General features: G+C 58.0%; 11 protein-coding genes. 6 read left to right on the top strand and 5 right to left on the bottom strand.

Features of this window, described 5'->3' with window-relative positions:
* The first annotated feature begins 15 nt into the window (after window positions 1-15).
* Window positions 16-783 (top strand): triose-phosphate isomerase, encoded by a 768-nt coding sequence (gene tpiA / locus FQK12_RS18105; RefSeq protein WP_004855521.1) that lies wholly within the window; start codon window positions 16-18, stop codon window positions 781-783.
* Window positions 784-877: 94 nt separating this feature from the next.
* Here the strand turns inward: tpiA and FQK12_RS18100 are convergent, their stop codons facing one another.
* From FQK12_RS18100 to zapB, 4 genes are all read right to left on the bottom strand, one after another.
* Window positions 878-2,182: an SLC13 family permease gene (locus tag FQK12_RS18100; protein ID WP_014227261.1), complete on the bottom strand. Its 1,305-nt coding sequence runs from the start codon at window positions 2,180-2,182 to the stop codon at window positions 878-880.
* A 73-nt stretch (window positions 2,183-2,255) separates the two neighbouring features.
* Window positions 2,256-3,011, bottom strand: a complete 756-nt coding sequence (locus FQK12_RS18095; protein ID WP_009652756.1) for a CDP-diacylglycerol diphosphatase — start codon at window positions 3,009-3,011, stop codon at window positions 2,256-2,258.
* 197 nt (window positions 3,012-3,208) lie between these two features.
* Window positions 3,209-4,198: a sulfate ABC transporter substrate-binding protein gene (locus FQK12_RS18090; RefSeq protein ID WP_004126718.1), complete on the bottom strand. Its 990-nt coding sequence runs from the start codon at window positions 4,196-4,198 to the stop codon at window positions 3,209-3,211.
* 151 nt (window positions 4,199-4,349) lie between these two features.
* Window positions 4,350-4,595 (bottom strand): septal ring assembly protein ZapB, encoded by a 246-nt coding sequence (gene zapB, locus FQK12_RS18085; RefSeq protein WP_009652751.1) that lies wholly within the window; start codon window positions 4,593-4,595, stop codon window positions 4,350-4,352.
* A gap of 442 nt (window positions 4,596-5,037) precedes the next feature.
* On the opposite strand from zapB, the gene FQK12_RS18080 reads away from it, so the two are divergent.
* Both FQK12_RS18080 and glpK read left to right on the top strand, forming a co-directional pair.
* Window positions 5,038-5,889 carry an MIP/aquaporin family protein gene (locus FQK12_RS18080; RefSeq protein WP_004855525.1) on the top strand — a complete coding sequence of 284 codons (852 nt, stop codon included), beginning with the start codon at window positions 5,038-5,040 and terminating at the stop codon, window positions 5,887-5,889.
* Between the two features lie 21 nt (window positions 5,890-5,910).
* Window positions 5,911-7,422, top strand: coding sequence for a glycerol kinase GlpK (gene glpK / locus FQK12_RS18075; RefSeq protein ID WP_004126722.1), 1,512 nt, complete (start codon window positions 5,911-5,913; stop codon window positions 7,420-7,422).
* Between the two features lie 703 nt (window positions 7,423-8,125).
* On the opposite strand, the gene gltS is transcribed toward glpK, so the two are convergent.
* The gene (gltS, locus tag FQK12_RS18070; protein ID WP_014227262.1) at window positions 8,126-9,328 is read right to left on the bottom strand and encodes a sodium/glutamate symporter; all 1,203 of its coding nucleotides are present in this window, start codon (window positions 9,326-9,328) and stop codon (window positions 8,126-8,128) included.
* 287 nt (window positions 9,329-9,615) lie between these two features.
* Between gltS and FQK12_RS18065 the strand changes: the two genes are divergently transcribed.
* The 3 genes from FQK12_RS18065 to FQK12_RS18055 all read left to right on the top strand — a co-directional run bounded on the left by FQK12_RS18065 (window position 9,616) and on the right by FQK12_RS18055 (window position 14,817).
* The gene (locus FQK12_RS18065; RefSeq protein WP_004855527.1) at window positions 9,616-11,007 is read left to right on the top strand and encodes a nucleobase:cation symporter-2 family protein; all 1,392 of its coding nucleotides are present in this window, start codon (window positions 9,616-9,618) and stop codon (window positions 11,005-11,007) included.
* 145 nt (window positions 11,008-11,152) lie between these two features.
* Window positions 11,153-12,868: an AsmA family protein gene (locus FQK12_RS18060; RefSeq protein WP_014227263.1), complete on the top strand. Its 1,716-nt coding sequence runs from the start codon at window positions 11,153-11,155 to the stop codon at window positions 12,866-12,868.
* A 389-nt stretch (window positions 12,869-13,257) separates the two neighbouring features.
* Entirely contained in the window at window positions 13,258-14,817 is a 1,560-nt protein-coding gene (locus FQK12_RS18055) for a PTS transporter subunit EIIC (protein ID WP_014227264.1), read from the top strand.
* The last annotated feature ends 5 nt before the right edge of the window (window positions 14,818-14,822 follow it).

Genomic DNA, 14,822 nt, shown 5'->3' with positions numbered 1-14,822 from the left:
GCGTGGAGAATAAAAATGCGACATCCTTTAGTGATGGGTAACTGGAAACTGAACGGCAGCCGCCACATGGTAAACGAACTGGTCGCGAACCTGCGTACCGAACTGGCTGGCGTAACCGGCTGTGCAGTTGCCATTGCTCCGCCTGAGATGTACATCGACCTGGCTAAACAAGCCGCTGCGGGCAGCCACATTCACCTGGGCGCGCAGAACGTTGACCTGAACCTGTCCGGCGCGTTCACTGGCGAAACCTCTGCCGAAATGCTGAAAGACATCGGCGCTGAATACATCATCATCGGCCACTCCGAGCGCCGTACCTACCACAAAGAGTCCGACGAGTTTATCGCCAGGAAATTCGCGGTACTGAAAGAGCAGGGTCTGATCCCGGTTCTGTGCATCGGTGAAACCGAAGCGGAAAACGAAGCGGGCAAAACGGAAGAAGTGTGCGCGCGTCAGATCGACGCCGTTCTGAAAACCCAGGGCGCGGCGGCGTTCGAAGGCGCAGTTATCGCTTATGAGCCCGTATGGGCGATCGGTACCGGCAAATCCGCTACCCCGGCTCAGGCTCAGGCTGTACACAAATTCATTCGCGACCACATCGCTAAAGCTGATGCGAAAGTGGCTGAACAAGTGATCATCCAGTACGGCGGTTCCGTTAACGCGGGCAACGCAGCAGAGCTGTTCACCCAGCCGGACATCGACGGCGCGCTGGTTGGCGGCGCATCCCTGAAAGCTGACGCTTTCGCGGTGATCGTTAAAGCAGCAGAAGCCGCGAAAAAAGCGTAATTCGCTTTAAGGCCTTTCCCCGGTCGCGCTTTGCAACCGGGGTTATCGCCCGGTTGCCCGGCCAGGTCCCGGGGAAATCCCCGAGCGGTGCAGCCTACAGTTTCCCCAACGCCTGATACCACAGGTAGTCCAGCGGCAGCAGGATCAAATAGCTTACCGCCGCCAGCGCAATACACAGCAGCATTCCCGCCCTTGCAGGCACTTTCCCCAGCCCCATTGCCACCACAATCGGTGATGCCTGATACGGCAGCAGCGGCGTGGAGTATCCCAGCACCTGAATCATAATCACGCTCAGCAGCGGGAAGCCGGTCGCATCGGAGAAGCTCTGCGCGAAGGTGGTATACAGCGCCGGTACGCCGTTAGCGGTCATGATAAAGTTCAGCGCGCTGGTAATGCCGGTCAATGCGAGAAAGCTGGTGAACGGACTCTCTTTATCCAGCGGCATAATCTGCAGCAGGGCATTCCCCACCACGCCGCCGATACCGGTTTGCGTCACGGTGATAGCCAGCCCCAAAATCCCGGCGACGTAAATACAGGTGCGGATATTCACGCCGCTGGAAAACTCCTCGCCGCTGATAAAACCGACCCGCGGCAGCAGCGTTATCACCGCCGCCGCCAGCCCCGTCCAGGCCGGCCCCACTCCGTGCCAGCTCTCCGTCACCCAGAGCGTCAGCACTACCACCAGCAGCCACGCCAGGCGCTTCTCATCGCGGCTCATCGGCGGCAGCGGCGTCATGTCGCGCGGCGGGTGCGGTTTTCCGGGAAACAGCCAGCATATCAGGGCGATCAGCACAGCCCCTTTGAGCCAGCCGAGCACCGGCGTATGCAGCAGTAAATAGGGAAGATAATTCAAATGGATACCATACGATCCCTCCGCCGCGCCGCTCATCACCAGATTCGGGACGTTGGCGGGCAGGATGGTGGCAGACAGCTGGAAGGTCCCGAACCCCACCGCCAGCGCCAGGCCAAACCACGGGCGCGTCCCCTCTTCAATGCCGGCACGCCTGGCCATTGCCGCCACAATCGGCATCAGCAGCGCGATACGCCCCATATTGGACGGCATCACAAACGCCAGCGCATAGCTGAGCAGCACCACGCTGCCGACCATCAGCGGCCAGGAGTCGGTCAGCCGCGACGAGAGCGACCGGGCCGCTCTGTCCGCCAGCCCGGTTTTGCGTATGGCGATCCCCAGCACAAATCCGCTGAACACCAGCCAGAACGCCGATGAGGCAAAGCCGCCGAAAATCACCTCCGGCGGCGCGATTTTGGCGATCATCGCTGCGGCAAAAAACAGCAGCGCGGTCATAAACTCCGGCAGTAGCGAAGTCGCCCAGAGGAGAATAGTGATGCCGACGATGATAGAAGGAAGGAACAGAGGGTGGGACAACCAGAGCGACATACCTGTCTCCTGTCGATTTTTTCAGCAAGAATACGACGGACGATAAGACAGGTAAACGCCAGATATGGTGGGGTTATTGCAGGATTGCGCAGCTGTGATCCTGAATCTCTTCCGCCGATGCGCGATTAAGCGTTAGCAGGTTACGCTCGGTCGCCAGCAGCACCAGCGAGCCATCGCTCTGCTTTGCCATCGCCAGCGCAAAACGGCCCATATGTTCACGCGCTTCCGGCACCTCTTCGGCCAGCATCAGGAACGGGCTGCGCTGCGCCAGCTCCGTTTCGGTGACCCGACGCGCCAGATATTCGTGGCCCAGTAGTCCACCGGGCAGCGGCAACCAGCGGCTGCTGATAGCGGGCGCGTCCTTGTCCAACTGGGTACGGACATCGGGACGCAGGCAGGAGATATGGATATGGAAATGATTTTGCGTGCGTCCGCTGCGCGAGTTGATGGTCAAGGAGACCGCGTCATCCGATACGGCGGAACCACGATGCTGGCTCATGATTTCGCGCCCCTGCCAGGCCTGCCAGAAGAAGTTCGGCGTCAGGGGATTAAGCAGCAGCGGACTTTCGGTGCCGTTAATACGGTAAGTCGGCATCAGCAGATACTGCAGCGGGCCATTGCGGTCTTTAAACAGCACATAGCCGCCCTTGAGGTTCACTTCCGCACAGGGCGCGGGATTCTGGTGCTGCTGTTGATTGGGGACGCACTGTTGCAGAACAATTTTGCGCAACGCATCAGGGTTGCCGGAATGAAGCCAGTAGTAGCCGCCGGCCATCGCCGCCACAACGACCACCAGCAGCGCTAATAAAAGGTATCGTACTCTTCGCATTATTTTTTCCTGTCTCAGCCAGAAACGGAAGAGTAACGCAGTTTGATGACCAAATGAAAACAGGAAGAGGTTCGGTGTGTTTTCCCGGAGGCGGCGCTACCAGACTTCTCAGCCCCGGGTCGCGGCTTACGCCTGTCCGGGCGACAAGAGTTGTATCCCCGCTAAGCGCAGCGCAAGCGGGGATAAGGAAAGGCTATTTAACGCTGGTTTATCTGGTCGAAGGTGCCGCCGTTGGAAAAGTGCTCTTTCTGCGCTTTCGTCCAGCCGCCAAACACATCATCGATGGTGAACAGCTTCAGTTTCGGGAACTCATTCGCGTATTTTTTCGCTATCTCAGGATCGCGCGGGCGATAGAAGTTCTTCGCCGCAATCTCCTGGCCTTCCGGCGAGTAGAGGTACTTCAGATACGCTTCCGCCACCTGGCGAGTGCCCTTCTTGTCGACCACTTTATCCACCACGGAAACCGTCGGCTCGGCGAGAATCGATTCGCTCGGGGTCACGATCTCAAATTTGTCTTTACCCAGTTCGTTGGTCGCCAGCAGGGCTTCGTTTTCCCAGGCAATCAGCACATCGCCGATCCCACGTTCCACGAAGGTGTTGGTCGCACCACGGGCGCCGGAATCCAGCACCTCGACGTTCTTAAACAGCGCTTTTACGAACTCTTGCGCCTTCGCCTGGTCGCCATTGTTCTGGTGCAGGGCATAGCCCCATGCCGCCAGATAGTTCCAGCGCGCGCCGCCGGAGCTTTTCGGGTTCGGGGTAATCACCGACACGCCCGGTTTAATCAGGTCGTTCCAGTCGTGAATCTGCTTCGGGTTGCCTTTGCGTACGAGGAACACGATGGTGGAGGTGTACGGCGCGGAGTTATCCGGCAGACGCTTCAGCCAGTTTTTGTCGATTCGGCCACGTTCGGCAATCGCATCGACGTCATAGGCCAGCGCAAGGGTCACCACGTCGGCTTCAATGCCGTTGATCACCGAGGTCGCCTGTTTGCCGGAGCCGCCGTGGGACTGACGAATCACCACGTTGTCGCCGGTTTCTTGTTTCCAGTGCGCGCTAAAGGCTTTGTTGTACTGTTCGTACAGCTCGCGCGTTGGATCGTAAGAAACGTTTAATAGTTGAATGTCTTTTGCCAGAACGCTGGCGGATGCCAGCAACAGAGTTAACCCCACGCCCCACTTATTCATCGCACCGCTCTCTTTATGTAGTGTTGTGATGGATTAAGCGTGCCAGAAAGCGGACTGATGATTAAAGAATAAAAAAAGATTGGCTATAACTTGTGAGTATATAGAGCGGGGGAGAGTTTACCCCCTCCCGAGCGGGAGGGGGCGGGAAGCATCAGACTTCTTCCATGCGGCCCAGCAGCGCCTGCAGACGATCCTGCCAGCCCTGCTGCTGTTCTTTCAGCTGACCGTTTTCACGCTCAAGCTCTTCACGGCTGTGCTGCGCGCTCTGTACTTCCTGCGCCAGCGTGTTGTTCTTCTCTTTCAGCTCTTCGATTTCCATCTGTAACAGAGTGATGGTATCAATCGCCTGCTGAACTTTAGATTCTAATTTCTCAAACACTTCTAATGACATCGTCATACCTCTCCTGAACTTGCAAGGCGTTGATAGAAACCGTCCGTTTCGTATACGCGTTGACGCCTTAACGAAAATTAGCGCACTACAGTGGTGATGTAGTCGATTGTATGAAGCCCCGCCTCCCCTGTCCAGCGACAACCCGCGTAGATTGCGGTTTGCAACACTTTTCAGCCTTTACCTGGTCCGTTCGCCGCTTTTACCCGGTACTTTTTCGTAATTGTTAATCAACACGTAAAAAAATGTGCGGTGAAACGCTCCCGCAAACGGCCGAAAACGCGTTTATGGCGCGAAAACGCTCATTTTCTTGACGTGGTACACACATTTGAATTTCGATATTTCTCGTTTTTGTTCGTTAACGATAAATTAACACTATGCCTACATGGCAGCGTGGTCGCCTGCGACCTTCACACATACAATAATCATCACTACGCTTCAGGATTCGATTATGAGCCAAACATCAACACTAAAAGGCCAGTGCATCGCAGAGTTCCTCGGTACCGGGTTGTTGATCTTTTTCGGCGTTGGGTGCGTCGCTGCGCTTAAGGTCGCGGGAGCCAGCTTCGGTCAGTGGGAAATCAGCATCATCTGGGGTCTGGGCGTCGCCATGGCGATTTACCTGACCGCAGGGGTTTCCGGTGCGCACCTTAACCCGGCGGTCACCATCGCGCTGTGGCTGTTCGCCTGCTTTGACGGTCGTAAAGTTGTTCCATTTATCGTTGCGCAATTCGCTGGCGCCTTTTGCGCTGCGGCTTTAGTTTACGGGCTTTATTACAATCTTTTCTTCGATTTCGAACATACCCACAATATGGTGCGCGGTAGCGTCGAAAGCCTCGAGCTGGCAGGCATTTTCTCCACTTATCCGAATCCGCATATCAATTTTGTGCAGGCCTTCGCGGTAGAAATGGTGATTACCGCTATCCTGATGGGCGTCATTCTGGCGCTGACCGACGATGGTAACGGCGTGCCGCGTGGCCCGCTGGCGCCGCTGCTGATTGGTCTGCTGATCGCCGTCATCGGCGCATCCATGGGCCCGCTGACCGGCTTCGCCATGAACCCGGCGCGTGATATCGGACCGAAAGCCTTCGCCTGGCTGGCAGGCTGGGGCAACGTCGCCTTCACCGGCGGCAAAGATATTCCTTATTTCCTGGTGCCGCTGTGTGCGCCAATCGTCGGTGCTGCGCTGGGCGCATTCTGCTACCGCAAGCTGATTGGCCGCCACCTGCCTTGCGACACCTGCGTCGTCGAAGAGAAAGAAGCCGCATCCCCCTCTACGACGCAACACAAAGCTTCGCTGTAATCTGACTACGGGACTCATACTATGACCGACAAAAAATATATCGTAGCGCTCGACCAGGGCACCACCAGCTCCCGCGCCGTGGTAATGGATCACGATGCCAATATCGTCAGCGTTTCTCAGCGAGAATTCGAACAAATTTATCCGCGTCCAGGCTGGGTTGAACACGACCCGATGGAGATCTGGGCATCGCAAAGCTCTACGCTGGTCGAAGTGCTGGCAAAAGCCGATATCAGCTCCGATGAAATCGCGGCGATCGGCATCACCAACCAGCGTGAAACCGCCATCGTGTGGGAGCGCGAAACCGGGAAGCCGATTTATAACGCCATCGTCTGGCAGTGCCGCCGTACCGCCGAGATCTGCGAACAGCTCAAGCGCGACGGCATGGAAGAGTACATCCGCAAGGCCACCGGCCTGGTGGTTGACCCGTACTTCTCCGGCACCAAAGTGAAGTGGATCCTTGACCACGTCGAAGGCGCGCGCGAACGCGCTAAACGCGGCGAACTGCTGTTCGGCACCGTAGACACCTGGCTTATCTGGAAAATGACCCAGGGACGCGTTCACGTGACCGACTACACCAACGCCTCGCGTACCATGCTGTTTAATATCCACGAGCTGGACTGGGACGACAAAATGCTCGATGCGCTGGATATCCCGCGCGCCATGCTGCCGGAAGTGCGCAAATCTTCCGAAGTGTACGGCCAGACCAACATCGGCGGTAAGGGTGGGACGCGTATTCCGATCGCCGGCATCGCGGGCGACCAGCAGGCGGCGCTGTTCGGCCAGCTGTGCGTGAAAGAGGGGATGGCGAAAAACACCTACGGTACCGGCTGCTTTATGCTGATGAATACCGGCGAGAAAGCGGTGACGTCAACGCACGGCCTGCTGACGACTATCGCCTGCGGCCCGCGCGGTGAGGTGAACTATGCGCTGGAAGGCGCGGTGTTTATGGCGGGCGCCTCTATTCAGTGGCTGCGCGATGAGATGAAGCTGATTAGCGACGCGTTCGATTCCGAATATTTCGCCACCAAAGTGAAGGATACCAACGGCGTGTACGTGGTTCCGGCTTTTACCGGACTCGGCGCCCCGTACTGGGACCCGTATGCCCGCGGCGCGATCTTCGGCCTGACCCGCGGCGTGAACTCCAACCATATTATTCGCGCCACCCTGGAGTCGATTGCCTATCAGACCCGCGACGTGCTGGAAGCGATGCAGGCTGACTCCGGGATCCGTCTCCACGCCCTGCGCGTTGACGGCGGCGCGGTCGCCAACAACTTCCTGATGCAGTTCCAGTCCGATATTCTCGGCACCCGCGTGGAACGCCCGGAAGTCCGCGAAGTCACCGCGCTGGGCGCAGCCTATCTGGCCGGTCTGGCGGTCGGTTTCTGGCAAAACCTGGATGAACTGCAAGAGAAAGCGGTCATCGAACGCGAGTTCCGTCCGGGGATTGAAACCACCGAGCGTAACTATCGCTACAGCGGCTGGAAGAAAGCGGTAAAACGCGCGCTGGCGTGGGAAGAGCACGACGAAGCGTAAGATGGGAGTATTCCCGGCTGGCGGCGTAAACGCCTTAGCCGGGCTACCGCCCACAGACCGCACAACCCCGTAGCCCGGCTAAGCGCAGCGCGAGCCGGGGAGAAGCCGCGCCGATGTATGAATCCCGGAGTATCCCCGGGTTGCGGCGTAAACGCCTTACCCGGGCTACAGCCCGCAGACCGCACACACCCGTAGCCCGGCTAAGCGCAGCGCGAGCCGGGGGGAAACCGCGTCGATGTATAAATCCCGGGGTATCCCCGGGTTGCGGCGTAAACGCCTTACCCGGGCTACAGCCCGCAGACCGCACACCCCGTAGCCCGGCTAAGCGCGGCGCGAGCCGGGGAGAAGCCGCGCCGATGTATGAATCCCGGAGTATCCCCGGGTTGCGGCGTAAACGCCTTACCCGGGCTACCGCCCGCAGACTGCACAACCCCGTAGCCCGGCTAAGCGCAGCGCGAGCCGGGGAGAAGCCGCGTCGAGTCATGAATCCCTGAGTATCCCCGGGTTGCGGCGTAAACGCCTTACCCGGGCTACAGCCCGCAGACTGCACAACCCCGTAGCCCGGCTAAGCGCAGCGCGAGCCGGGGGGAAACCGCGTCGATGTATAAATCCCGGAGTATCCCCGGGTTGCGGCGTAAACGCCTTACCCGGGCTACAGCCCGCAGACCGCACAACCCCGTAGCGCACCGCCTCCGGGTTTTTATCAGCCAAATACCGGCAGCAGCAGATAGAGCTTAATCACCAGCGCGTTAACGATATCGATAAAGAACGCGCCCACCATCGGCACCACCAGAAACGCCATGTGCGACGGACCGAAACGGTCGGTAATCGCCTGCATGTTGGCAATCGCCGTCGGCGTCGCGCCGAGGCCGAAACCGCAGTGGCCGGCTGCCAGCACCGCGGCATCGTAGTTTTTTCCCATCATCCGGTAGGTCACAAACACCGCATACAGCGCCATAGCCACTGCCTGAACCGCCAGAATAATAATCATCGGCAGCGCCAGCGACGCCAGCTCCCACAGCTTCAGGCTCATCAGGGCCATCGCCAGGAATAGCGACAGGCTGACGTTACCCAGCACCGACACCGCGCGGTCGAACACGCGGTACAGGCCCAGCGCCGACAGGCTATTGCTCAGGATCACGCCGATAAACAGCACGCAAACGAAGGTGGGCAGTTCAAATACGGTTCCCGCCAGCAGTTGCGCAACGATCTTCCCTACCGTTAAACAGATGGCGATCAGCGCGATGCTCTCAATCAGCACCAGCGACGTGATCATGCGCCCCATATCCGGCTTTTCAAACGCGGTCGGCGCGAGCTGATCGTCCGGCGTACCGTCCGGGGAGGAAGAGTGCTTAACCAGATAGCGCGCCACCGGTCCGCCGATCAGGCCGCCCAGGACGAGGCCGAAGGTTGCGCAAGCCATGGCCACTTCGGTAGCGTTGGCAAAGCCATAGCGTTCAACAAACAATTTACTCCACGCCGCGCCGGTACCGTGGCCGCCGGAAAGGGTAATCGAACCGGCCAGCAGCCCCATCAGCGGGTCGAGGCCAAGCAGCTTCGCCATGCCGATTCCGAGCGCGTTTTGCAGCAGCAGCAGCCCCACCACCACAATCAGGAACGTCCCCAGCACTTTGCCGCCGGAGCGCAGGCTGGCGAGGTTGGCGTTCAGGCCGATAGTGGCAAAGAAAGCCAGCATCAGCGGATCTTTGAGGCTCATATCGAAATCGATTTCGATATCCATGCTTTTCTTTAATACCAGCAGCGCCAGCGCGACCAGCAGGCCGCCCGCAACGGGTTCAGGAATGGTGTATTTCTTCAGGAAAGGGACGGTTTGAACGAGTTTTCTACCCAGTAGCAACACGAGTGTTGCGGCAACGAGCGTCGATAAGGTATCGAGATGAAACATAAAAAAGAGCTCCTTATAGGCGCATGATCCATTCACACGCGACGGTATTCCCGGTGTCGATTGCTTCTCATCATGAGTAATCGGGAAGGGATTTTAAGCAGAAGTACGGAAAAAAGGACAGGAAAAGATATTTTGTAGGGATAATGATGCGATCAAGCATACAAAATGTTAATAAATTTTTGACACTTATTCCCTGCTTAAATATTTGCCGCTAAAGAGTGGCAAACGTTTGCTTTTGGTCTACAGTCCGATAAAATCCCCGCTTTGCCACCTTTGGGATTGTTGTGATGTCCGTTAACACCGCAGAATCAGAAAATGCGCAACCGGTTGCGCATAAGCAAACCAGCGAATTAATCTACCGCCTTGAAGACCGCCCGCCGCTACCGCAAACCCTGTTCGCCGCCTTCCAGCACCTGCTGGCGATGTTTGTCGCGGTCATCACTCCGGCGCTGTTAATTTGCCAGGCTCTGGGCCTTCCGGCTCAGGATACGCAACACATCATCAGCATGTCCCTGTTCGCCTCCGGCGTGGCCTCCATCATTCAAATTAAAGCCTGGGGCCCGGTGGGGTCTGGTCTGCTCTCGATTCAGGGCACCAGTTTTAACTTCGTCGCGCCGCTGATTATGGGCGGGACCGCCTTGAAAACCGGCGGCGCCGATGTTCCGACCATGATGGCCGCGCTGTTCGGCACCCTGATGCTGGCCAGCTGCACAGAGATGGTTCTCTCCCGCGTTCTGCATCTCGCCCGCCGCATTATTACCCCGCTGGTCTCCGGCGTGGTGGTGATGATTATCGGCCTGTCGCTGATTCAGGTTGGCCTGACCTCCATCGGCGGCGGCTATGCCGCCATGGCCGACCACACCTTCGGCGCGCCAAAAAACCTGCTGCTGGCAGGGATCGTGCTGGCGCTGATTATTATCCTTAACCGCCAGCGCAACCCGTACCTGCGCATCGCTTCGCTGGTTATCGCGATGGCGGCCGGCTACCTGGCGGCATGGCTACTCGATATGCTGCCGGCCAATACCGCGCCGACGGAAAGCAGCCTGATTATGGTACCCACGCCGCTGTACTACGGGTTAGGCATCGACTGGAATCTGCTGCTGCCGCTGATGCTGGTGTTTATGATTACCTCGCTGGAAACCATCGGCGATATTACCGCCACCTCTGACGTCTCCGAGCAGCCGGTTTCCGGCCCGCTATATATGAAGCGTCTGAAGGGCGGCGTGCTGGCCAACGGTCTGAACTCGTTTGTTTCGGCGGTATTCAACACCTTTCCGAACTCCTGCTTTGGCCAGAACAACGGCGTGATACAGCTGACCGGCGTCGCCAGCCGCTATGTCGGTTTCGTGGTCGCGCTGATGCTGATCGTGCTCGGCCTGTTCCCGGCGGTAAGCGGCTTCGTGCAGCATATTCCTGAGCCGGTGCTCGGCGGCGCGACGCTGGTGATGTTCGGCACCATTGCCGCCTCCGGCGTGCGTATCGTCTCCCGAGAGCCGCTGAACCGCCGAGCGATCCTGATTATCGCCCTGTCGCTGGCCGTCGGCCTCGGCGTTTCCCAGCAGCCGCTGATCCTGCAGTTCGCCCCTGACTGGCTGAAGAATCTGCTCTCCTCCGGTATCGCTGCTGGCGGCATCACGGCGATTATTCTGAATCTGATTTTCCCGCCAGAGAAAAACTGATCCTCTCTGACGCTCCGGCCACGCGATGCTGGCCGGAGCGTCAGCATCATCAACCTCACATCATCTCATTACACAATTCCTGTCTTGAGGATTGCGCATAATTCGGGCATAACAGCCTTATGTGCCTCGCTCAGGATCGAAGACCATGAAATTTCTCAGAAAGCTGATTCTCTGGCTGCTGATTGCCCTGCTGGTGGTGATTATTGCCGCTTACTTCCTGCTGCAAACCCAGTGGGGCGGACGCCAGGCCAGCGCCTGGCTAAGCGACGGTACCGGCTGGAAGGTCTCTTTCAACAAGATGGACCATAATTTCTCCTCGCCACTGCACCTGCAGCTGCAAAACGTCACCCTCGGACGCGACGGCAAACCCGCCACGCTGGTGGCGCAAACGGTGGATATCGGGTTTAGCAGCCGCCAGTTTAGCGACCCGCTGCATGCTGACGAAATCGTCCTCAGCGACGGCACGCTGAACTTCTCCCCTTCTTCCGCGGCGCTGCCATTCGCCGCCGACCGTCTCCAGTTGCGCAATATGGCGTTCAACAGCCCGGAGAGCGACTGGGATCTGAGCGCGCAGCGCGTCACCGGCGGCGTCAGCCCGTGGGCGCCGGAAGCGGGCAACGTGCTCGGCAAGAAAACGCAGATTCAGATGAGCGCCGGGTCGATGACGCTCAACGGTATTGAAGCCAGCAACGTGCTGATTCAGGGGAATATTGATAACGGCGAAGTGTCCCTCTCGACCATTGGCGCGGACGTCGCCCGCGGTACGCTCACCGGCACGGCGAAACGCAGCGCCGACGGCGGCTGGCAGGTCGATAATTTGCGGCTCAACGAGATTCGCCTGCAAAGCGATAAATCACTCGCCGACTTTTTCGCGCCGCTGACCACCCTGCCGTCACTACAGATTGGCCGCCTTGATGTGACCGACGCCAGCCTGCAGGGGCCTGACTGGGCGATCGCCGGCCTCGATCTTAACCTGCGCAACCTCACCCTGAGCCGCGGCGACTGGCAAAGCCAGGAGGGTACGCTGTCGATGAACGCCAACGAGTTTATTTACGGCTCGCTGCACTTCCTCGACCCGATCCTTAACGCCGGATTCTCGCCGCAGGGCATCGCGCTGCGCCAGTTCACCTCACGCTGGGAGGGCGGCATGGTGCGCACGTCCGGCAACTGGCTGCGCGCCGGCCATGCGCTGGTGCTGGATGACGCGGCGTTCGCCGGGCTGGAATATACGCTGCCAACCAACTGGAAGCAGCTGTGGATGGCGCCGCTGCCCGACTGGCTGCAAAGCCTGACGCTGAGAAAGTTCAGCGCCAGCCGCAACCTGATTATCGATATTGAACCGGCGTTCCCGTGGCAAATCACCGCGCTCGACGGCTACGGCGGCGAGCTGCAGCTGGTGAAAAACCGCAGCTGGGGCGTGTGGAGCGGTAGCGCGACGCTGAACGCCGCCGCCGCGACCTTTAATCGTATTGATGTCCGCCGCCCGTCGCTGAAGCTGAGCGCCAATGCCTCCACGGTGAACGTTAACGAGCTCAGCGCCTTTACCGAGCGAGGGATCCTGCAAGCCACCGCGGCGGTGTCGCAGCTCCCGCAGCGCCTGGTCAACCTGAGCCTGAACGGTCGCGGCGTGCCGCTGAATATTTTGCAGGCCTGGGGATGGCCCGCGCTGCCGGTTTCCGGGGACGGTAACCTTCAGCTGACGGCGACCGGCAGCGTGCTGGCGGATGCGCCGCTGAAGCCGACCGTCAACGGCCAGCTGAGCGCGATAAATATGGAGAAACAGCAGGTGGCGCAGGTGATGCGCAACGGGGAGGTCACCAGCACCCAGCCCCCTTCAGCGCCGGCGACAACGACGCCCTGACTTTCCCCCTCCCTCTCCCCCACGGGAGAGGGGCCTGTTCCATTCGCGAAACCTGTTGCCATTAAGCGGCTGTTTGTACCTATTTCCCGCAACCTGTTCCTTTCAAATAGCGGACTTGCTATAACAAAAATACTGGAAGTTAAAAAAATAATTAAAGTCCCTGAACCTATACCCAAAATAATTCGAGTTGCTTAAAGGCGGCAAGGGAGTGAGTCCCCAGGAGCATAGATAACTATGTGACTGGGGTGAGCGACAAATCTGCCGGGAGCAGATTTGAACGTCGCTTGCGACGGCCCGTGAGGGCGAGGCCCTTGGATGGGCCGAGTAATCCGTAGCTAACACATAAGCAACTTGAAGTATGACGGGTATACAAAAATAAAGGAACGACCATGTCTGTAATACGTCAACGTATTCTGGAGAATATGCAAAAATTCTCCAGAGCAATGATCGGTGCAGTATTGTTCTTGCCGGTCATCGGCTTAATTTTGGCACTCAGTTCAGTCTTAACCAACCCAACATTAATTTCGGAGACCAGCTTTTTACACCAGCTCGGCCAGCTGCTCGGCGATACTTTCTGGCCTTTATTCGGCAATCTGGGATTACTTTTTTGCGTCGGCATCAGCTATGGCCTGGCAAAAGATAAAAAAACCGAAGTGGCGCTGGTGTCGGTGATGTGTTTTATCATGTTTCTTGGCGCCAACCACTCGTGGCTGGAGCATACCCACGGACTCGCGGAAAAAATTAACGGCGAATATTACGGTACCGGGCAGACTCAGCTGCTGGGGTTTGTGGTAGTCGATATGGGGGTCTTCCTCGGGATTATTCTCGGCTGCACCATCGCCTGGGTGCATAACAAAGTGTCGACGATTGAACTACCCGGCGCGCTCTCCATGTACGGCGGAGCCAAGCTGACGCTGGTGGCGATGACCCCGGTCGTCATTTTCTACGCCATCGCCTTTACCTGGATCTGGCCGTTTATGACCCACGGCATCGCGGCGCTGACCGGCTTTATGAAAAACGCCGGCGTGGCGGGAGTCTTCGCCTACGGCTTCTTTGAAAAATTCCTCATCCCCACCGGCCTGCACCACTTCGTCTGGTCGCCGTTCCAGCTCACGCAAATCGGCGGTACGCTGAACGTCGACGGCCAGGTCGTCTCCGGCACCCAGGCGATTTTCCTCGCCTATATGCGCCACCCAGATTTAACCCCGGTGATGAACGAGGCGCTGCGTTTCTCGCAGCAGGGGATGACCACCATCTTTGGCCTGGCTGGCGCCTCGCTGGCGTTCTACCACACGGCGAAACCGGAGAAAAAAATGATGGCCAAAGCGATTCTGCTACCGGCCATTATCACCTCTATGCTCACCGGCATCACCGAGCCGATTGAGTTTACCTTCCTGTTCGTTTCGCCGCTGCTGTGGGTGATCCACGCCACGTTAACCGCGGCCTCGCAGGCGATTTGCGACATCTTTACCGTGCGTCCCTGGGGCGCTTCCGGGCTGATTGAGTTCCTGATTTACAACCTGCCGCTGCCGGTCTCCCTGACCCGCTGGCCCGGCTACGTGCTTATCGGGATTGGTCAGTTCGCCGTTTACTACGTTATCTTCCGCACGCTGGTCGTTAAGTTGAATCTTAAAACGCCGGGTCGTGAAGACGATGAAAACGTGAAGTTATATAGCAAAGCTGATTACCGAAAAAAAATGGGCGAACCGCAGTCGGTCACCAACGAAATTATTAATGGTCTGGGTGGTAAAGAGAACATTATTTCCGTCGACAACTGTTTTACCCGCCTGCGCGTCGTTATTCATAATATGGATCTGGTTGACGATGCGATATTAAAAAGCACCGGCGCAAACGGCGTAGTACGAAATCGAAATGAAGTTCAGGTTATTTACGGCGTCAAAGTGGGACAGGTTCGTTCCCGGGTTGATAGCTGGCTAGCAGAAAATTAATTGGG

Origin of the sequence: Klebsiella sp. ME-303 (assembly GCF_007910085.1) — a bacterium.
GTDB lineage: Bacteria > Pseudomonadota > Gammaproteobacteria > Enterobacterales > Enterobacteriaceae > Klebsiella > Klebsiella michiganensis.
Note: the sequence above shows the minus strand (reverse complement) of the source record. Positions and strands in the feature narration are given on the sequence as shown.

Bases quoted from the DNA above. Each gene is read 5' to 3' on its own strand.
- tpiA (WP_004855521.1), top strand. From the start codon at position 16: ATGCGACATCCTTTAGTGATGGGTAACTGGAAACTGAACGGCAGCCGC.
- FQK12_RS18100 (WP_014227261.1), bottom strand. From the start codon at position 2,182: ATGTCGCTCTGGTTGTCCCACCCTCTGTTCCTTCCTTCTATCATCGTC.
- FQK12_RS18095 (WP_009652756.1), bottom strand. From the start codon at position 3,011: ATGCGAAGAGTACGATACCTTTTATTAGCGCTGCTGGTGGTCGTTGTG.
- FQK12_RS18090 (WP_004126718.1), bottom strand. From the start codon at position 4,198: ATGAATAAGTGGGGCGTGGGGTTAACTCTGTTGCTGGCATCCGCCAGC.
- zapB (WP_009652751.1), bottom strand. From the start codon at position 4,595: ATGACGATGTCATTAGAAGTGTTTGAGAAATTAGAATCTAAAGTTCAG.
- FQK12_RS18080 (WP_004855525.1), top strand. From the start codon at position 5,038: ATGAGCCAAACATCAACACTAAAAGGCCAGTGCATCGCAGAGTTCCTC.
- glpK (WP_004126722.1), top strand. From the start codon at position 5,911: ATGACCGACAAAAAATATATCGTAGCGCTCGACCAGGGCACCACCAGC.
- gltS (WP_014227262.1), bottom strand. From the start codon at position 9,328: ATGTTTCATCTCGATACCTTATCGACGCTCGTTGCCGCAACACTCGTG.
- FQK12_RS18065 (WP_004855527.1), top strand. From the start codon at position 9,616: ATGTCCGTTAACACCGCAGAATCAGAAAATGCGCAACCGGTTGCGCAT.
- FQK12_RS18060 (WP_014227263.1), top strand. From the start codon at position 11,153: ATGAAATTTCTCAGAAAGCTGATTCTCTGGCTGCTGATTGCCCTGCTG.
- FQK12_RS18055 (WP_014227264.1), top strand. From the start codon at position 13,258: ATGTCTGTAATACGTCAACGTATTCTGGAGAATATGCAAAAATTCTCC.